The sequence below is a fragment of the Nonomuraea muscovyensis genome (genome assembly GCF_014207745.1).
GTDB lineage: Bacteria > Actinomycetota > Actinomycetes > Streptosporangiales > Streptosporangiaceae > Nonomuraea > Nonomuraea muscovyensis.
Window position 1 is genome coordinate 1,944,725 of record NZ_JACHJB010000001.1, and the last position, 18,299, is coordinate 1,963,023.

Annotated in this window: 18 protein-coding genes; 7 read left to right on the forward strand and 11 right to left on the reverse strand. The window is 72.6% G+C overall.

What is annotated here, in order from left to right; translation table 11 throughout:
- Window positions 1-22: 22 nt before the first annotated feature.
- The 3 genes from FHU36_RS09095 to FHU36_RS09105 are packed head-to-tail and all read right to left on the reverse strand — an operon-like array spanning window position 23 to window position 2,738.
- Complete coding sequence (locus FHU36_RS09095; protein WP_185083301.1) at window positions 23-964, reverse strand: ornithine cyclodeaminase family protein; 942 nt, start codon at window positions 962-964, stop codon at window positions 23-25.
- Window positions 961-2,094 carry an aminotransferase class I/II-fold pyridoxal phosphate-dependent enzyme gene (locus tag FHU36_RS09100; RefSeq protein WP_185083302.1) on the reverse strand — a complete coding sequence of 378 codons (1,134 nt, stop codon included), beginning with the start codon at window positions 2,092-2,094 and terminating at the stop codon, window positions 961-963. Before FHU36_RS09100 ends, FHU36_RS09095 begins: the two co-directional genes overlap by 4 nt.
- Window positions 2,095-2,099: 5 nt before the next feature.
- Window positions 2,100-2,738, reverse strand: coding sequence for a helix-turn-helix transcriptional regulator (locus FHU36_RS09105; protein ID WP_221495812.1), 639 nt, complete (start codon window positions 2,736-2,738; stop codon window positions 2,100-2,102).
- Window positions 2,739-2,978: 240 nt separating this feature from the next.
- Here FHU36_RS09105 and FHU36_RS09110 point away from each other — a divergent pair, with 240 nt between their 5' ends.
- The 5 genes from FHU36_RS09110 (at window position 2,979) to FHU36_RS09130 (ending at window position 7,331) form a co-directional block, all read left to right on the forward strand.
- The gene (locus FHU36_RS09110; RefSeq protein WP_246502005.1) at window positions 2,979-3,944 is read left to right on the forward strand and encodes a DUF418 domain-containing protein; all 966 of its coding nucleotides are present in this window, start codon (window positions 2,979-2,981) and stop codon (window positions 3,942-3,944) included.
- Between the two features lie 386 nt (window positions 3,945-4,330).
- Window positions 4,331-5,200, forward strand: a complete 870-nt coding sequence (locus tag FHU36_RS46270) for an NBR1-Ig-like domain-containing protein (protein ID WP_221495813.1) — start codon at window positions 4,331-4,333, stop codon at window positions 5,198-5,200.
- A gap of 162 nt (window positions 5,201-5,362) precedes the next feature.
- Window positions 5,363-5,701, forward strand: coding sequence for a hypothetical protein (locus FHU36_RS09120; RefSeq protein ID WP_185083305.1), 339 nt, complete (start codon window positions 5,363-5,365; stop codon window positions 5,699-5,701).
- A 209-nt stretch (window positions 5,702-5,910) separates the two neighbouring features.
- On the forward strand, window positions 5,911-6,462 hold the full coding sequence (locus FHU36_RS09125) for an RNA polymerase sigma factor (protein ID WP_185083306.1): 552 nt from the start codon (window positions 5,911-5,913) through the stop codon (window positions 6,460-6,462).
- Complete coding sequence (locus FHU36_RS09130; protein ID WP_185083307.1) at window positions 6,459-7,331, forward strand: DUF3313 domain-containing protein; 873 nt, start codon at window positions 6,459-6,461, stop codon at window positions 7,329-7,331. Before FHU36_RS09125 ends, FHU36_RS09130 begins: the two co-directional genes overlap by 4 nt.
- 18 nt (window positions 7,332-7,349) lie before the next feature.
- Here the strand turns inward: FHU36_RS09130 and FHU36_RS45520 are convergent, their stop codons facing one another.
- Window positions 7,350-8,216, reverse strand: a complete 867-nt coding sequence (locus FHU36_RS45520) for an NAD(P)-dependent oxidoreductase (protein WP_185083308.1) — start codon at window positions 8,214-8,216, stop codon at window positions 7,350-7,352.
- A gap of 92 nt (window positions 8,217-8,308) precedes the next feature.
- Between FHU36_RS45520 and FHU36_RS09140 the strand changes: the two genes are divergently transcribed.
- On the forward strand, window positions 8,309-8,890 hold the full coding sequence (locus tag FHU36_RS09140; protein WP_185083309.1) for a TetR/AcrR family transcriptional regulator: 582 nt from the start codon (window positions 8,309-8,311) through the stop codon (window positions 8,888-8,890).
- 3 nt (window positions 8,891-8,893) lie between these two features.
- Here the strand turns inward: FHU36_RS09140 and FHU36_RS09145 are convergent, their stop codons facing one another.
- The 6 genes from FHU36_RS09145 to lhgD form a co-directional block, all read right to left on the reverse strand.
- Entirely contained in the window at window positions 8,894-10,813 is a 1,920-nt protein-coding gene (locus FHU36_RS09145) for a GTPase (RefSeq protein ID WP_312891504.1), read from the reverse strand.
- Window positions 10,810-12,531: a GTPase family protein gene (locus FHU36_RS43435; RefSeq protein ID WP_221495814.1), complete on the reverse strand. Its 1,722-nt coding sequence runs from the start codon at window positions 12,529-12,531 to the stop codon at window positions 10,810-10,812. Before FHU36_RS43435 ends, FHU36_RS09145 begins: the two co-directional genes overlap by 4 nt.
- Window positions 12,532-12,540: 9 nt before the next feature.
- Complete coding sequence (locus FHU36_RS09150) at window positions 12,541-13,197, reverse strand: response regulator transcription factor (RefSeq protein ID WP_221496196.1); 657 nt, start codon at window positions 13,195-13,197, stop codon at window positions 12,541-12,543.
- A gap of 65 nt (window positions 13,198-13,262) precedes the next feature.
- Window positions 13,263-14,687, reverse strand: a complete 1,425-nt coding sequence (locus FHU36_RS09155; RefSeq protein ID WP_185083312.1) for a sensor histidine kinase — start codon at window positions 14,685-14,687, stop codon at window positions 13,263-13,265.
- Window positions 14,687-15,379 carry a response regulator transcription factor gene (locus FHU36_RS09160; protein WP_185083313.1) on the reverse strand — a complete coding sequence of 231 codons (693 nt, stop codon included), beginning with the start codon at window positions 15,377-15,379 and terminating at the stop codon, window positions 14,687-14,689. Before FHU36_RS09160 ends, FHU36_RS09155 begins: the two co-directional genes overlap by 1 nt.
- Before the next feature lie 16 nt (window positions 15,380-15,395).
- Window positions 15,396-16,586, reverse strand: coding sequence for an L-2-hydroxyglutarate dehydrogenase (lhgD, locus tag FHU36_RS09165; RefSeq protein WP_185083314.1), 1,191 nt, complete (start codon window positions 16,584-16,586; stop codon window positions 15,396-15,398).
- A 140-nt stretch (window positions 16,587-16,726) separates the two neighbouring features.
- Between lhgD and FHU36_RS09170 the strand changes: the two genes are divergently transcribed.
- On the forward strand, window positions 16,727-17,101 hold the full coding sequence (locus tag FHU36_RS09170; RefSeq protein ID WP_185083315.1) for a hypothetical protein: 375 nt from the start codon (window positions 16,727-16,729) through the stop codon (window positions 17,099-17,101).
- Between the two features lie 4 nt (window positions 17,102-17,105).
- Here FHU36_RS09170 and FHU36_RS09175 read toward each other — a convergent pair whose 3' ends face one another.
- Window positions 17,106-18,299 carry a hypothetical protein gene (locus FHU36_RS09175; RefSeq protein ID WP_312891505.1) on the reverse strand — a complete coding sequence of 398 codons (1,194 nt, stop codon included), beginning with the start codon at window positions 18,297-18,299 and terminating at the stop codon, window positions 17,106-17,108.

Consider the following 18,299-nt stretch of genomic DNA (forward strand, 5'->3'; position numbering starts at 1 on the left):
GTGAAGTCCTCTTGTCGGACGCTCACCGCAGGAGCCGGCCGAGGACGGCGGAGGCGAGTGCCGCGTCGAGCGCTCCGACACCGGTGAGGTCGGCGACCGTGATCGCCGTGTCCAGCCGGTCGAGGGGCGCTTTGAGCAGCAGTCCGGCCGCGATGTCGCTGTCCTGGGCGGCGGCCCCGGCGCGGACGGCGTGGCCGAAGTCACCGTGGTCGAGGCACTGGGCGTGGTCGTCGGTCGCGATGAGCTGTGCGCGGTGAAAGAGCGCCGGAGGCAGCTCGTTCTTGTGCGGCATGTCCGTGCCGATGCCGGTCACGTGCGCGCCCTCGCGAACCTGGGCGGCATCCAGGACGGGGACCGTTGCCGGAGTCGTGGTGATGATCATGTCGGCGGCGGCCGCCTCCTGTGCCGATGCGGGCCGGGCGCGCAGGCCGCGGGCGTCGAGCTCATCGCACAGGGCGTTGGCTCTGTGCGGGTTGCGGCCGTGGACCAGCACCGTACCGACCGGGCGGAGCTTGGCCAGCCAGGATGTCTGGAGGCGGGCTTGTTCGCCGGTGCCGAAGACGGCCAGTGTGACGGCGCCGGGCCTGGCCATGGCATCGGTGATCAGCGCGCCTGCGGCAGCGGTGCGCCAGGCGGTCAGCAGACCGCGATCATCGAGGAGCGCGCGCACCTGTCCGGTGCGGGCGCTGACGACGCAGACGAGACCGTGGTTGGACGGAAGGCCGAGGCCGGGGTTGCCGTAGAAGCCGGTCGCGATCTTGACGGTGAAGTCGGTGGAGCCGGTGATCCAGCCGGCTTTGACGTGGCAGTCCCCGTCGGCTTCGGGGAATTCCATGTGCAGCGGCGGCGGCACGCTGGTGCGGCCTTCGGCGTGGGCGATCAGCGCGTCACGGACGGTGTCGAGGACCAGTCGCGAGGTGGCCGCCTGCTTGATGGCGGCCGTGTCGAGAACGGGGAAAGTCATCGGCGTGCCCGCATCCACTCGGCGAAGGCTGCCAGGCCTTCCTGTGGGTTGTGGCGGCCGATGCCGATGCGGAACCGGTCGGCGGGGGTGGCGGTGAGTTCGGAGCGGTAGATGCTCGCCGGCAGCAGCAGGACGCCGGCTTCCGCCACCAGGCGGGCGCAGAATTCCTCCACCCCGTCGGCGCCGAGGTAACGGGGGTAGGCGACGCATCCGCCGTCCGGCGCCCGCCATGCGAAGTCGTCTGCGAACTCGGCGAAGAACGCCTCGAACGCCGGCAGGTTGGACCTGATCAGGGCCCGGTTGCGGTCCAGGATCGTCCCACGGGCCTTCAGCGCGATGCGGGCCAGGACCTCGCTGGGCGCGGAGTTGCAGATGGTGGTGTAGTGCTTGGCCCGCTCCAGGCGTGAGCGCAGCGCGCGGTCGCGGCAGGTGATCCAGCCGATGCGCAGCCCGGGCAGGCCCAGGGACTTCGAGGTCACGTTCAAGGACAGCGCGCGCTCGGACAGGTCGGCGGCTTGCGGCAAGGTGCGGGCCGGGTCGCGCTCGAGGCCGCGGTAGACCTCGTCGCTGAACAGATGGATGCCGCGTTCGTCGCACAGGCGGGCCAGCGCGGTGAGGTCAGCGGCGTCGATGACCTTGCCAGTGGGGTTGTTGGGGAAGTTCACCGAGACGACCCGGGTGTTCGGCCGGATCGCCGCCGCCACCTCGTCGAGGTCCAGGGCCCAGTCCCGATCTGCGTCGAGGGCCACGCCGGCGACCTCGCACAGCGCCAGCGGCACGGTCTCGGCGGCCTGGTAGTTCGGGGTCACCACCACCGCGTGGTCACCCGCGTCGAGCAGCACGTTCATCGCCAGGTAGAGGGCTTCCTCGGCGCCCGCGAAGCAGATGACGTCGTCTGCGTCAGCGTGCTCGTACGTCTGGGCGATCACCTCGCGCAGGGCCGGGTCGCCGAAGGTCTCGGTGTAGCCCAGGGACAGGTTCTCGAAGGCGTCGCGGTCCTTGTCGTCGGCCAGCCCGAGCAGCTCGCCGAGTGTCATGGTCTGGACGTCGGAGGCGGTCAGGTGGTGGCGGGCAGTGAACTCCCAGCGGGAGAAGTACGTCTCCAGGCGGAAGTCGGGTAGCCGGGTCATGGTTGTCAGTCCTTTGCGCTTGGCTCTCTGAGCTCGGCCAGCAGGCCATAGACGGTGGACCGGGACACTCGCAGCGCCCCGGCGACGACCGGGACGGCGCGGCGCACCGCGAAGACCCGGGCCTCATCCAGCCGACCGAGGATGGCCAGGCGGTCCGGGCGGGTCATGCGCTCGAGGGGGCGACCCGTCTCGCGGACGTAGCCACCGATCACCTGCTGGATCCGCTCGGACCAGTCCTGCTCGAACAACGGCTCGGGGCGCCGCACGGCCGGTGCGCCGAAGGCGGACAAGACCGCCGCGGCCTGTTCCAGCGGCGTGCGGTCGAGATTGATGCACAGCACCGCCGACGGCCGCTCCTGCGCGTCCCGCAGGACCGCGCTGACCGAGGACAGACGACGGCCGTCGGCGAGCAGTTTCTCGTACGGCCCGTACACGTCCTGCGCCGACGGGTCGAGCTCGTCCAGTTCGCCGAGCAGCGAAGGATCCCCCCGGCCGCGAGAGGCCATGGGGTTCCAGATCTCCAGGACCCGGTCGGTCACCGGATCATGCAGGACGACCTCGGCGTACGGACCGAGCAACAGCGCGACGGCCTGGCACACCGGCGCCCATTTCCGCACACGAGGGTCCCGCCCCTCTTCCACCATCCCCATGTTTGGACTATATGTCCCGATTGGACAAAAGGTCCACCATCCGGTCATCTGCGCCGAGTCGGCCGAAAGTGCGGTCGCGGACAGCGAGACCCGACTTGTGGTCGATGTCCCGCACCGGGCCGCATCTGCAGGATGAGGCCCCATGCCCTATGAAGATCACGCTCCGGGACCGAACGCCGGAGCCCCCGGTGTCCCCTTCGCCCGCGCAGCGGCGAAGGCATGGGAGGCTCCGCGATGACCTCCCCCGGCCGGCCGCGTATCGCCGCGCTCGACGTTCTGCGCGGGTTCACGCTGTGCGAGATCCTGCTCGCCAACATCCAGCTGATAGCCGACGACAGCACCGCCGTCGTGACGCAGCCCATGGGCGACTGGGACCCCTGGCTCGGGCTCCCGGTCTTCTCCCTGCTGTTCGGCATCGGGTTCTCGCTGCTGCTGGACTCCGCCACGGACCGCGTCCCCCGCCCACGGCTGATCCTGCTGCGCCGGCTTCTGGCGCTGCTCGCGATCGGCCTCGTGCACATGCTGCTGTGGCCGGGCGAGGTCCTGACCCGCTACGCCATCGTCGGCTTGCTGGTGCTGCTGCCCTCGACCTGGCTGCCGCGGTGGGCCGTGGCCGGCCTCTCCGCCGCGCTCGTGACGGTCGCGGTGATCAGCGGAGGTGGGCCCCTGCTGATCGCCGGGCTGTTCCTGCTGGGCTCGGCACTGGTCCGCTACGGGGTGATCGAGCAGATCGAGCGGTCCACCCGAGGGCCGGTCCTGCTGGGACTGGTCTTCGCGGCGGGACTGGCCTCCGCCCTGTGGGTACAGGCCGGCATGCGGGCCGTGGGGGCCACGACGTACCTGTCTTCCACGTCCACCCTGGCCGATCTGCTGCTCGCCGGTGTGTACGTGTGCGTCCTGCTGGTCCTGCTCAGAACGCCGCTGCGACCCGCGCTGCAGTTCGTCTTCGCGCCACTGGGCCGGATGGCACTGACCAATTACCTGACCGCCACGCTTCTCGTGCTGGCGGCCAGCCACCTCCTCGGCCTGCCGATCGGCCGATCCCTGACGACGGCGTACTGGACCGCGGGAGCCATTCTCACGGCCCAGTGGCTGTTCTCCACCCTCTGGCTGCGCCGCTACCGCCAGGGTCCCCTCGAATGGCTCTGGCGCTGGGCCACCTGGGCCCACCGCTCAGCCCTGCGCATCCCCACGAGCTGAGCCCAATCTCCACCGGCCGAGACCTGAGGCGGCCGGTGCTCCGGGGCCGTGGCACCACGTGTGGTCAGCTGACGGCCGGCGGCCCCGGTGGCCGGGGCCGCCGGCGGGTCAGGCGCGCCCGCCGTCCTTGACGGACAGGATCGAGGCGGTCTGGAACTTCTTGTGGCCCTTGCCGTCGGCCTTGACCACGGCCCACCACCGTGCCATCGCCCCGGCCGCCGTCGCAGGGATCTTCGTCCACGCTTCGTCCGAAGCCGGGGCCTGGACATTGGACGCTTCACGCCGGGGAGCCGGGCACCCCCACGTCGCCGCATCGGATAATCGCAGAGGCGCCGGGCCGGGGGGAGGCGCCACAGGTGGTCGGGCGGACGGAAGGTGAACGCGACGTGGAGGCCGACAAGAGGGGGAAGCGGCGGGGGCGGCAGCCGATCGGGCCCGATCCGGAGGCGGGCGCGGTGGGCGCGTTCGCCGCGCGGCTGCTCCGGCTGAAGCAGGAGGCGGGCGACCCGTCGTACGCGGAGATGGCCTCGCGGCTCGGCGCGGCCGCCTCGAAGTCGTCCCTGGCCAGCGCGGCGCGCGGGCAGAGGTTACCGACCTGGGAGACGACGTGGGAGTTCGTCCGGGTGCTCGCGGTCGACCGGCTGGGGCGCGACCCGGGGGAGACCGAGCGCGAGTGGCGGGACCTGTGGGAGCGCGCCAGGGTCGAGCCGGTGGACGAGCCCGTGAACGAGCCCGTGGACGAGCCGGCCGAGGTCGAGGGCGCACCGAGGACCGCGCGGCGCGGCCAGGTCCTCGTCTACGTCATGTCCTCGGTGGCGGTCGTCACGGCCGGCCTCACCGTGCTCCATCTCGCCCTGCGGGAGGACCGGCGCGAAACCCCGCCCGCGCCCGCGCCCACGGCGAGCGTCATCCCGAGAGACGATTCCGAGTTTCTCGGCGACGTCACCTATCCGGACGGCTCGAAAGTCCGGACGAATTCCACGTTCACCAAGACCTGGCGGGTGCGCAACACCGGAACCATTCCGTGGGAAGGCCGGCTGCTGGCCCGCGTGAACGCCGATCCATGCAAATCACCCGAGACGGTCGCCATTCCGCCGACCGCGCCCGGCCACACGGTGGATCTCTCGGTCCGGGTACGCGCTCCCGGCAAACCCGGGAAGTGCCGTATCTACTACAAGATGACCGACGCGCAGGGCAGGGTGCTGTTCCCGCTCAAGCGCCCGGTGTTTCTGGACGTTCGGGTCGTCGGCTCCTGACCTGCGGGTTCATTTGTCCAACAAGGTCTTGGACGTCCTGTGGACGGACATCCCCTGTCGGGGCGCCGGGCCCGCTGCCACGATGGCGAAGTCCCGGCGCACGCCGTTTCCTGCCACGGCGTGCGCCGATTCTCCAACGAAAGGGAATGCACAGTGACCAAGGTGACCCGCTCACTGGCGATCGCGGCCGGCACGGTTTCCGTGCTGATGACGATCGGCGGCGGCATGGCGCAGGCCGCCGTTTCGACGGCGTCCACCCAGACCGCCGCGAGGGTCGTCTGCAACGCCCCGGGGACCGGCAACACCACCGTCTGGGGGAAGTGCTGGAACAACGGCAACAAGACCGGAAAAGCGCGCCTGGTGTACTGGTGCAAGAACATGATCGGCAACGGTTCCAAGCAGCACAGCACCGGCTGGAAGAGCGTCAAGCCCGGCAAGACGGTGAAGTTCGTGGGCGAGTGCACGTTCAAGGCCCGCAACCCCGCCTTCCACATCGGCTGACCTCGGACGGTGCGCCCCCATCCCTCCGCACGCGACTGACGCCGGCGTGACCGCCGGCCCCTCCCCCACATGCACCATCCCTGCCCGGACGGGGGCGCCGGGCAGGGATGGTGCATGTGCTGTTTCCCGGCCTGCGCGAAACGCGATGAAACACCCCGCCGTTGCCGGACATCTGCTCAGGTGTGGCCAACCACCTGAAAGAAGATGACATGAGGCCCCCTGGGCCGGAACGGCGTTTCGAGGAGCTCTACCTGGCGCACTACCCGGCCGTCGCCGCCTACGTCAGGCGGCGGACCGACTCCCCGGACGACACCGCCGACGTGATCGCCGAGACGTTCACGACGGCCTGGCGCCGCCTGGCCGACATCCCCTCCGGCGACCAGGCCCGGTTGTGGCTCTACGGGGTCGCCCGGCGCACCCTCGCCAACCACTTCCGCTCCGAGGAGCGCCGCTCCGCGCTGGCCGTACGGCTGCGTGAGGAGCTGACCACCTCGGCGCGGCCGGTCGCCGACCGCGAGCGGGACGCCGCCCACCAGGCGTTCAGGCGGCTCTCGCCGGACGACAGGGAGCTCCTGTCGCTGGTCGGCTGGGAAGGGCTGACCACTCCCGAGATCGCCCAGGTGCTCGGCTGCTCGCGCGGCGCGGTGCGGCTGCGCCTGCACCGGGCCCGCAAGCGGCTCGCCCGGGAACTGGCCGCCAGCCACCTCGACCTCACCACGTACGGCATGCGCGCCGTGGCTCTCGCGGAGGGAAACTCATGAACACCGACATCGACCGCGTCGTCGCCCACCTCGCCCCCGACCCGGGTCCCGGCATGACCGAGGGGGCCCACGCGCTGATGCGCGAGATCATCACGACCGAGCCCGGCCCCGAGGCCCGGCCCGCGCGCAGGAGAGGGCCGGTGCTGCGCCTGGCGCTGCCGGGCGTCGCCCTGGCCACGGCCGCGTTCGTGGCGCTGAGCCGGCTGCTGCCGACGGGGCTCGGCTTCGGCCCCGGCCCTGCCGCGGCGCTCGACATCAGGCAGGAGGACGGCTACTACGTCGTCGAGGTCCAGGACCTGTACGCCGATCCGGACCGCTACCAGGAGCAGCTCCAGGCGGCGGGCCTGGACGTGACGCTCCGGGTCATCCCCTCGACTCCGTCGTTCGTGGGCACCATCATCCCCACCTCGCCCTCCGAGGAGCGGGAGCTCGACGAGATCAAGACCATCGACCAGCCAGGCGACTGCGACAGGCTGGGCGGGTGCCCGATCGGGATGAAGATCCCCGTGGACTTCGAGGGACCGGCCCAGATCACCCTCGGGCGCGAGGCCAGGTCCGGGGAGCAGTACGAGATCGTCGCCTCGTTCGACGTCCTCGGCGAGCCCATGCACTGCGTGCCGTACCGCGGCAAGACCGTGGCCGAGGTGCGGGAGCTGCTGGCGCAGCGCGGGCTGACCGTCCAGAAGTTCAACGTCACGAACCCCGACATCGACGAGGAGGCCGTTATGAGGGCATCGGTGCCGGACTCCTGGCACGTCAACGGGGGCTACCTGCGTGAGCCCGGCAAGGCGACCCTCGCGGTGAGCGAGGAGCCGGAGGAGTCCGACGGCGGCGGCCTCCGCGACTGCCGCACCCCCCAGGGCTCCTGAGCCGGCCGTCGGCGGGCCTCACTGCCGGCTGAGCACCTCGATCAGGCTGGTGAGGCTGTCCTGGCCGTGTCCCGCCGCGATGCCGCGGCGGAAGACGGCCAGGGCCGCCGCCGGGAGGGAGGCGTCCACGCCGGACGCCTCCACGGTGTGCACGACGTGCTCCAGGCTGGCCGCGCCCATGGTGAGGGTGTCCACGTCGCCCTGGTGGGCGCCCGCGTCGATCCGCGGGGCGTAGAACTCCAGGAAATAGCGGAAGTCCATGGTCTTGACGGCGTGGGGCAGGAACTGTTCGGCCGGGATGCCGTTGGCCCGGGCGACCGCCTGGGCGTGCACGTAGCCCAGCAGGCCGGTCCAGAACATGTCCATCCCGATCTGGTAGTACAGCGCGGCCAGGCCCGGGTCCTCGCCGAGGTGGTCGATGCCGGTCAGCACCTCGAGCGCCGGCCGGTGCGCCTCGATCGCCACTGCGGGGCCGCTGTAGTACGTCATCGCCTCCGGCGTGCCGATGCCCGGCGGCGGCACCTGCACGCCGCCGGTGATCTGCACCGCCCCGCGCTCGGCCAGCCACGCGGCGGCCTCGCGGGCCCGGCCGGGCGTGTCGGAGGTCAGGTTCGCCACCGTACGGCCGGCCAGGGCCGTGGCGGGGGCCTGCTCCAGGATGGCGAACACGGCGTCGTAGTCGGTCAGGCTCATCACGACCAGGTCGTTGGCCGTCAGGGCGGCCTCGACGCTCGCCGCCCGCTTCGCACCGCGGGCGACCACCTGGTCGGCCCGGCCCGGCGTGCGGTTCCACACGGTCAGGTCGTAGCCGCCGTCCAGGTACGCGCCGGCCATCGCCTGTCCCATGGGGCCCAGGCCGATCAGGGTCACGGACTTCGGGTTCATCGCTGTCTCCTCGGACTAGAACGAACGCTCTATCTAGTGGATGGACGCTAGCACATCACTAGAACGAACGCTCTATCCAGTAGGCTGGGCGCATGACGGCCAAGCACGAGATCGGCACCCGCGAGCGGATCGTCCAGGCGACGTCCCGCCTGATGCAGCGGCGGGGATACGGCGCGACCGGCCTCAAGGAGATCTCCCGGGAGGCTCAGGCCACTCTCGGCTCTGTCTACCACTTCTTCCCGGGCGGCAAGCAGGAGCTGGCCGTCGCGGCGATCCGCCACGGCGAGCAGGAGTTCGCCGAGCTGCTGCGCGAGACACTCGACCGGGAGGACGACCCCGGTGCGGCGATCGTGGCGTGCAGCCGGGAGCTGGCCACCGGGCTGCGCGAGTCCGGCTGGCTCGACGGTTGCCCGATCACCACCACGGCGCTGGAGAGCGCCGGGGTCGCCCCCGACATCCAGCGGGCCGCCGCGGAGGCGTTCGCGAGCTGGCGCGCCCTGGTCCGCGACAGGCTCATCCGGGCCGGCTTCGCCGATGACGTCGCCGACGAGCTGGCTCACACCGTCGTCAACACGCTGGAGGGCGCGGAGATGTCGGCCCAGGTGTCCCAGAGCGAGGCGCCCCTGGAGATCGCCGGCAGGCACCTGGCCCGCCTCATCGACTCCTACCGCTGAGCGTCAGGCGCGGGCCCGCTCCACGGCGGCGCGGAACCGGGCGTACCTGTCGAGTTCGGCCTCCACGGGCTGGAGCACGTACGCGGCGCCGACCTCGCCGATGGCCGCGCGCAGGGCCCTGGCCGTCCGGCGGGCGCGGCGGCGGCCGCCCACCCAGGCCGCCAGACGGGCGAGCAGGGCGACCACCACCCCGGCCAGCGCCCCGCCCACGAGGAGCACGGTCGGCCACGGCACCTCCCCCAGGGTGGGCACCGGCGGCTCCGGCAGTTGCAGGTAGTCCAGCCCGAACAGCGCCCCCAGCCAGACCGCCCCGGCCACCATGGCCGCGAAGATCAGCCACTGGAGCCCGCCGACGGCCTTCCACCAGCGGGGCCGTCTGGTGGCCCGGGACGAGGTGACGCCGACGGTCCGGTCCACGGTGTCGGCCAGCTCCCGCGACCGGGCGCGGGCCGCCTGCCGCACCGCCGCCGCCCACGGGCCGGGCAGCCCGCTCGCCGCCGCGTCGCCGACGTCCCTGATCGCCGTGTCCACCTGCGCCTGCTGGACGGCCGACGCGGCCGGTACGGAGGTGCGGCCCACGACCTGCCCGTCGTCGCCGGAGGTCACGGGCCCGCCTCGTACGCCGCCCGCGGGAAGGGGCGCGGCGCCGATGCGCAGCCTGCGCAGCGGGTCGGGCCTGAGGCGGCGGACCCACCGGGTGACCGGCCAGCCGGTGGCGACCACGGCCCGGTGCCGGTGTCCCTTGGCCACGGCCTCCAGCACGAGCGGCACGCCGGCGGCCTGCTCCAGCGCCACCGTGAGCCGCCGCCCCAACCGCGCCGCGACGTCACCCGCACCGGCCTCGGGCAACTCGGCCGCCCGCACGGCCTCCCGCCCCGCCTCCAGCACCGGGGTTTCCGCGCCTTGCGCACGCGACGCGCGGGACGGGTTCCTGGCCGCCGCCGAGGCACCGGCGCCGAGGTGGCCGTGGTCACCCGCCATACCCGCAAGGCCCCCCGAGCGGGTGGAGGCGGTGGCGAGCAGGTCGGCGGCCGTGGTGACGTCCGCCGAGAGGCGGGCGCTCCACGAGCGGCGGTCCGAGACGCGGCCCGCCAGCAGGGACCGCACATCGTCCAGGCCGGTCCCGGTGCGGGCGGACGTGGCGAGGACGGGGACGTCGTGCAGGCCGTCCTCGCCGAGGAGGCGGCGCAGGTCGCGCAGGCAGCGGTCGACGGCGGCGGGCGGCAGGCGGTCGACCTGGTTGAGCACCACGACCATGACGTCGCGGTGGGCGGCCAGCGGGCGCAGGTAACGCTCGTGCAGGGCCGCATCGGCGTACTTCTGCGGGTCCAGCACCCACACCAGCAGGTCCACCAGCTCCACGAGCCGGTCCACTTCCAGCCGGTGGGCGAGCTGGATCGAGTCGTGGTCAGGGAGGTCCAGCAGGATAAGTCCGGAAAAATCAGGACTGGCATCGGCCGCCGGGTGCCGCCCGAAGACGTCCAACCAGTCAAGCAGCGGCCCCGCGCCCCGGCCTGTGCCGTCGTCCGTGTCCGCGCTGCCCTTGTTCGCGCCGTCCTTGTCAGTGTCGAAGTCAGTGCCGTCCTTGTCAGTGCCGTCCTTGTCAGGGCCGTCCTTGTCAGGGCCGTCCCAGACCACGGCCTGGGCCGCCGACGTCGTGGGCCGGGTGACGCCCACCGCCGCCACGTCCGCTCCGGCCAGCGCGTTGAACAGCGACGACTTGCCGCTCCCCGTGGCCCCCGCGAGCGCCGCCACCGTGTGCTCGACCGAGAGGCTGCGCCGCGCCCCGGCCCGTTCGGCCACCGCCCGAGCACCGGCCACCGCCTCGCCGGGCAGCCGCCCCTCCGCCAGCGTGGCCGCCTCCGCAAGGGCCTCGAGCCGCGAGTCCAGCGACGGCCCCTCCTTGCGGCGCAGCAGCTTCACGACCCCTCCGTGGCCGGGCCGGCCGGCAGTTCCCTGCGGTGCTCGCGCACCGAGTACGCCGCCGCCAGCAGCTCGTCGGCCGTGCCCGGCGGCGGCTCGATCGCCTCCAGCAGTGTCATGTACCGCCCCGCCTCCTCCTCCATCAACCCCCGCACCCGCTCCCGCAGATCCTCCCGGGCCCGGACGGTCAGCGCCCGCACCGCCTGGTCGCCGAAGATGGCCTCCAGCAGCTTCTGCGACAGCACGCTGGTCCCGCCGGCGATGCCCACCTCGATCCCGGTCAGCCCGCCGGTCGAGGCGAAGACGGCCAGCATGAGCAGCAGCCCCGCCCCGTTCACCCCGAAGGACGCCACCCGCGCCGTGGTACGCCGCTCCCCGCCTTCCTGGCGTACCAGGTCGAGGACGAACTCCTGCCAGGCGCGCACCGCCGACTCGGCCCGCTTGGCGAGGTCGGGCGAGGCCCGGCCGAGCCGGGCGGCGTCCACGGCGCCGAGGCCGTCGAGCAGCCCGGGACCGCCGGGCGCGGCCGACCAGCCGTTGAGGCAGCGTTCGGCGGCGGCGTCGGCCGCGCCCCTGATCAGGGTCTCGACCCCGCTCTCCAGCGCGTCGCGCAGCTCGGCGGCGGGCACCCGCCCGGTGAAGAACCCGACGAGCCGGTCGCGCAGCCATCCCACTCTGCTCTCCAGCGACCGCATCAGGTCACCGGTGCCGATGAAGTCCTGCCAGCGGGCCAGCACCTCGCCCCGCAGCAGCGACCCGTCGCGCATGCCCTCGTCGAAGTCGGCCAGCGCCCCGGCGTAGGCGCGGTCGACGATGGAGCGCAGCCCGTCGAACCCGGCCCGCTGCCGTTCCACCGCCGCCGCCAGCTCGGGCACCCGGCCGGCCAGGCTGTCGAGCGCGCCGGACAGCGTCTGCCGCACCACGCGCGCCCGTTCGGCGGCGTCGGCGGCGAGCCCGGACAGCCACCGGGTGATCGGCTCGACCATGGGGGCCGGCAGGCGCGCCTTCTCGGACGGCAGCGCGGCCTCCGGCACCGTGAACAGCCGGGTCCCGTCGAGCCGGTTGGCGACGAGCAGGCGTTCGAGGTCGCGGGTGACCGGTTCGAGGGCCTCGGCCGGCACCCGGTCGAGCACCACGGCCAGCGCGGTGCTCCGCTCGCGGGCCGAGCGCAGGAAGCTCCACGGCACCTCGTCGGCGTACCGGGCGGCGGTGGTGACGAACAGCCACAGGTCGGCGGCGGCGAGGAGCTGCGCGGCCAGCTCCCGGTTGGCGGTGACCACCGAGTCGATGTCGGGCGCGTCGAGCAGCGCGAGCCCGGGGCCGAGCGCTGCGGACGTCACCACGCGCAGCGCGGCCGCGGAGCCGCCGCTCGTCCGGGACAGGCCGGGCAGCACGTTGGGCCCCATGAACCAGTCGAGGTCGGCCGGGCTGGCCACGAGCGTGGGCACCAGCGTGGTGGGCCGCAGCACCCCCGGCTCGGTCACGTCGGCGCCGACCAGCGAGTTGACCAGCGTGGACTTGCCCGCGCCGGTGGAGCCGCCCACCACGGCGAGCAGCGGGGCGTCGATCGCCCGCAGCCGTGGCAGGAGGTAGTCGTCGAGCTGCCCGGCGATCTCCCGGTGCATGCGACGGTCGTCGTCCACCGCCCCGATGGCGAGCGGGAACAGCTCGCCGTCGAGCCGGCGGCGCAACCCCTCCAACGCCTCCAGCAGGTCCATGCCATCTAGTTAGCCCGCAGGCGGCTCCCTAAGCACATATCCGACACTCCGTAGGGTGTGAATCAGTCGCGGCTCGCTCGCGTCGACCTTGCGCCGCAGGTAGGAGACGTACGACTCGACGACGCCGGCGTCTCCGCCGAAGTCGTAGTTCCACACGTGGTCGAGGATCTGCGCCTTGGACAGCACCCGGCCGGCGTTGGCCATGAAGTAGTGCAGCAGCTTGTACTCGGTGGGCGACAGCCGCACCGGCCTGGCGGCCCGCCACACCTCGCCCGTGTCCTCGTCGAGCTCCAGGTCGGCCACCCGCAACCGGCTGGCCGGCGCGCCCTCCCCGCGGGTACGGCGCAGCACCGCGCGGATCCTGGCCTGCACCTCTTCGAGGCTGAACGGCTTGGTCACATAGTCGTCGCCCACGCCCAGCCCGTGGATCTTGTCCTCGGTGGCGTCGCGGGCGGTCAGGAACAGCACGGGAGCGGTGATCCGCCTGGCCACCTCGAACCCGTCGAGGTCGGGCAGCATCACGTCCAGCACCACCAGGTCGGGCGAGGCCCGCTCGGCCACCTCGACGGCTTCGTGCCCGTCGGCGGCGGTGAGCACCTCGAACCCGGAGAAGCGCAGGCTGGCGGACAGCAGGTCCCGGATGCTGGGCTCGTCGTCCACCACCATGATCAACGCCTCGGGTTTAGTCACCTACATAGCGTGACCCAGGCACCTGAGGACTAGCTGAAGGCTCACTCCAAAGCGAGTGGGAGTTCGACCCGGAACGTGCATCCCGCGCCCGGTTCGGTGTCCAGGCTCACGGTGCCGTCGTGGGCCCGCACCAGAGCCTGCACGATCGCCAGGCCGAGGCCGCTGCCCCGGTCGTCGCCGGAGCGGCGGCGCGAGCGGGCCGAGTCGGCCCGGTAGAACCGCTCGAACACCTTCTCGGCCTGTTCGGGCGTGAGGCCAGGACCCTTGTCGGCCACCTCCAGGAACACCGTGTGGGGGCCGGCTCCGACACGGACCGTGACCGGGGTGCCCTTGTCGGTGTGGATGAGGGCGTTGCTCATCAGGTTGGCGATGACCTGGCGCAGCCGCACCTCGTCGCCGGAGACGATCAGCGCGGCGCCGCCGACGACGTCGAGGTTGACGACCCGCTCGGGGTCGAGGATGCGCGCGTCGTGCACGGCCTCGGCGGCCAGCGCCAGCATGTCCACGGGCCGCATCGTCAGCGGGCGCTGCTGGTCCACCCGGGCGAGCAGCAGCAGGTCGTCCACGAGCAGGCTCATCCGCCCGGCGGCCTTCTCCACGCGCTGCATCAGCTCGGCGGGGTCGGCGCCGGGGTTCTGCCTGGCGTACTCGGCGAAGCCGCGGATGGAGGTCAGCGGCGTGCGCAGTTCGTGGGAGGCGTCGCCGACGAACTGCCGCATCCGGTCCTCGGACCGCCGGGCCGCCGCCTCGGAGGCCGAGCGGGCCACGAACGCGGTCTCGATCTGGGCGAGCATCCCGTTGAGCGACCTGGCCAGCCGCCCCACCTCGGTACGGGGGTCGCCGTCGGGCACCCGGCGGCTCAGCTCGCCCCGGGCGATGGCCTCGGCGGTCCGCTCGATCTGGGCGAGCGGGCGCAGGCTGCGCCGGACGCTGGTGACGCCCACGACGGCCAGGATGAGCAGGATGCCGCTGCCGCCGAGCATCTCGATGAGGGCGAGCCGGCGGGTGATCTCACTCACCTCGGTCAGGTCGGCGGCGACGACGAACGCGGCGTGCGGGCTGGTGGCGTGCAGCACCCGCCACTCGCCGGTGCCGTTGGCGGCCGGCGCGGTGTAGATGTCCGGCTGCGGCGTGGTGGACAGCACCGGCTTGGACTTGAGGTCGACGTCGCGGTCCACCTGCAGCGGGGTGAGCCGCCCGCCGGGCGCGTCCTGCACGAGCACGATCGTGTCGGACTCGATGAGGATCTGCTTGTCGCCGGGCTTGCGGCCCTTCTGGCGGCGCTGGAAGTCGTACTCCAGCTTCTTGTGCATGCGTACGGCGACCAGCCTGACCTGGGTGTCCACCCGGTCCATGAGGTAGCCGTGCAGGACCGAGACGCTCACCAGGCCGATGAAGGTCAGCCCCAGCGCGAGCAGCGCCAGCATGGCGGCGATCAGCTTGATCCTGAGCGGCAACCCGGACATCAGGCACCCGGCGGCAGGCGGAGCACGTATCCCACCCCGCGCAGGGTGTGGATGAGACGCGGGCTGCGGTTGTCGATCTTGCGGCGGAGCACCGACACGTACGACTCGACGATGCCGACCTCGCCTCGGAAGTCGTAGTCCCAGACGTGGTGCAGGATCTGCGGCTTGGACAGCACCCGGCCGGCGTTGGCCATGAAGTAGCGCAGCAGCTTGAACTCGGTCGGCGACAGCGACACCGCCCGGCCGCCGCGCCACACCTCGTGGCTCTCCTCGTCCAGCTCGATGTCGGCGAACGTCAGCCGGGGCGGCGGCGCGGGAGCCTCGCCGCCGGTGCGGCGGAGCACCGCGTGGATACGGGCGACCACCTCCTCCAGGCTGAACGGCTTGGTCACGTAGTCGTCGCCGCCGATCGTGAGCCCGCGGATCTTGTCCTCGGTCTCGTCGCGGGCGGTCAGGAAGACCACGGGCGTGTGGGTCCCCCCGCCGCGCAGCCGCCGGACGATCTCGAAGCCGTCGAGGTCGGGCAGCATCACGTCGAGCACGATGAGGTCGGGCCGGTGCCGCTGCACGGCGGCGACGGCGTCCAGGCCGCTCTTGGCCGTGGTCACGTCGAACCCCGCGAACCTGAGGCTCGCGGCGAGGAGTTCGAGGATGTTCGGGTCGTCCTCGACGATCAACAGGCGCGGTTCCATCCCCCCAAGGATGCCCTCATCGGACGGATGCCGGAACAAGACTGGCGATATGCCGCGCAATGGCCAGGCTGGATGTGGCGGCCGGGGAGGGGGCGTTGCGCACGAGCACCACCCTGCCGTGCACGTCCACGGCGAAGTCGTCGAGCAGGCCGCCGTCCCTGCCGACCGCCTGCGCGCGCACGCCGCCCGCGGCCCGGTGCAGGTCGGCGGCGGTGAGCTCGGGGACGTAGCGCTGAGCCGCGTGGAGGAAGGCGCCCTTGGCCAGCGAGCCGCGGACCTCACGCAGGCCGGTGCGCCAGTGCCGGCGGGCCATGCGCAGGGTGCCCGGCCAGCCGAGAATCTGCCGGAAGTTTCTGACGTCCCGCCATCCGTAGCCCTCGTAGGCGAGCGCCAGCACGGCGTTCGGGCCGACGAGGACCTCCCCGCCGATGTGCCGGGTCAGGTGGACGCCGAGGAACGGGTAGCGCGGGTCGGGCACCGGGTAGATCAGGCCGCGCACCAGTTCCCTGGCGGCGCCGGACAGCGCGTAGTACTCGCCGCGGAACGGCACGATCCTGACGTCCCCCGGCCGCCCGGCCATCGCGGCGACCGCGTCGGTGCCGAGCCCGGCGCAGACCACCAGCCGGTCGAAGGCGAGGCGCCGGCCGGCCGCCAGCACCTCCACGCCTCCGGCGGTCTCCCGCACCGCCCGCACCGGGTGCGCCAGCCGTACCGACCCGCCCAGCTCGGCCACGTCGAGCGCGAGCCGCCGGGCGACGGCGGCGAAGTCGGTGATCGCGGTGTGCGGCGAATGGACGGCCGCCACACCGACGGCGTGCGGCTCGACCTCGCGCAGCCCGAGCGCGTCCAGCTCGACGATCCCCGGCACGCCGTTGGCGCGGGCGCGCTCGGCCAGCGCGCGCAGCAGCGGCCGCTCCGCGCGGGTGCTCGCCACGACGAGCTTGCCGACCTCCTCGTACGGCAGGGCGTGCCGCGCGCAGTAGTCCTTCAGCAGCGCCACGCCCTCGCGGCACAGCCGCGCCTTCAGCGAGCCGGGCGGGTAGTAGATGCCCGCGTGCACGACACCGCTGTTGTGCCCGGTCTGGTGGGCCGCGACCTGGTGCTCCTTGTCGAGCACGGTCACCTCGGCGCCCCTGGCGCCGGCCAGCTCGCGAGCCACGGCGAGACCGACGATCCCCGCCCCGACGACTCCGATCTTCTCCGTCACAGCGCCAGTCTGCCGACTTCGCGCCGGGTTTCGGGGCGTAGCCGCCGCAATGTAGCCGAAACCGTGTCTTTGACCGGGCGTGCCGCGTGCACACGGACCTGGCCGGATGGCGGCGAATCGAACGTGAGTACGATGGCCGCATGTACGTCCCGCCGGAGTGGCCCGCCGAGGTACGGCCGCCCAGCGTTCCCGACTGGGAGACCTCGGCCGTGGCCTGGCTGCTCGACGCCGTGCCGCCCGACTATCGCGCGTACGAGGTGCTCAGGCGGCATCCGATCGCGCTGGCCCGGATGGCCCGCCACCACGTCCACTCGGCCGTGGAGGCCGCCCGCGCCGGCTATCGGGGCGCGGCCGTCGAGCTCAAGGGCCACCTGCCGCCACACGCCATCGAGGCCGTGCTCGACGCCTACCGCCAGGAGGGCCCGCGCCTGGTGCGCCTGTCACGCTCGATCGAGGTGGTGGAGCGCGCCCTGCGCGGCGACATGTTCACCGCGACCATGCGCCGCCGCCCGTGACGCCTCACCTGGTGCGCCTGGCGATGCCCCCGATCACGGCGGTGGCCAGCAGCCCGGCCAGCACCAGGATCATGACGTCGCGCGCGCTCAGCCCGCCTCGCTCCCGCTCGTCCCGCTCGCCTGCGGCCTTCTTCGCGTCGGCGGACCGGTCGGACGGGCCCTCCTGCCGCGACGACCGTTCCGACGGGCGCTCCGACGCGCGTTCCGACGGCCGGTCGGTGGAGCGGTCGGCGGGCGCGCGCGCCTGGAGCGCGCGGTCCGGGAGGGGCACGCGGTAGAGCGGGCTGGCCGGGCCCTCGCTGCCCACCAGCAACGCGCGCCCGTCGGAGGCGAACGCGATCGTCTCGGCCTGTTTCAGCTCCGGCATCGTCACCTTGGCGATGGTCTCGCCGGACGGTTTGAAGAGGGTGGCGGAGAAGTAGGTGCGGATGACGTACGACGAGCCGTCGGGGGCGTAGGCGGCGTCGGTGGCCATGAGCGGCGCGGCGGCGACCTTGCGCAGGACGTTCACCCGGTCGGTGCGCAGCGTCTTGGGAGCGACGTACACCGAGCCGGCGAACTCCTTCGAGACCACGTACAGCCGGCCCGTCCGGGGGTGCGCCATGATGCCCTCGGCGTTGCGCCCGCCGTCCTCGTAGCGGAACCGGTAGCGCACCGCCGTGACCGTGGCGTCGCGCAGCGTCGGCGGCTCCATGACCTTGTAGATCGAGATGTCGGGCCAGGCGCCGTCGAGGTTGTCGCCGATGTCGGCGAACCAGAGCACGCCGCGCCCGGTCGTGAGGTCCCTGCGGGCGGCCATGGCCTCCCAGTCGCGGGCCTCGGCGCCCCGCACGCGGAAGGTCGCCCTGGTGCGGCCGTCCGCGCCGACCGCGTAGAACTTCGGCTCCGCCGAGGAGTCGTTGTGGGTGTAGTAGACGCCCGGATGGGTGGGCGACACGGCCAGGCCGCTGGACTCGGTGATCTCCCGGTCCCGGAACGTGAAGAGTTTCTCGCCGGTGTCGTCGGCGGAGGCGGCCAGAGCCCGGACGCCCTGAGCGGCCTGAACCTGAACGGCCTGAACGTCCTGAGCGGCCTGCGCCTGAACGGTCTGAGCCGCCTGAGCCTGGGCGGCCTGAGCGGCCGGGACGGCTGCGACGGCACACGTCACGGCGCACGTCACGCAGGCCACGGCGAGCGTTCGCTGCAGAAGATCCCCCAC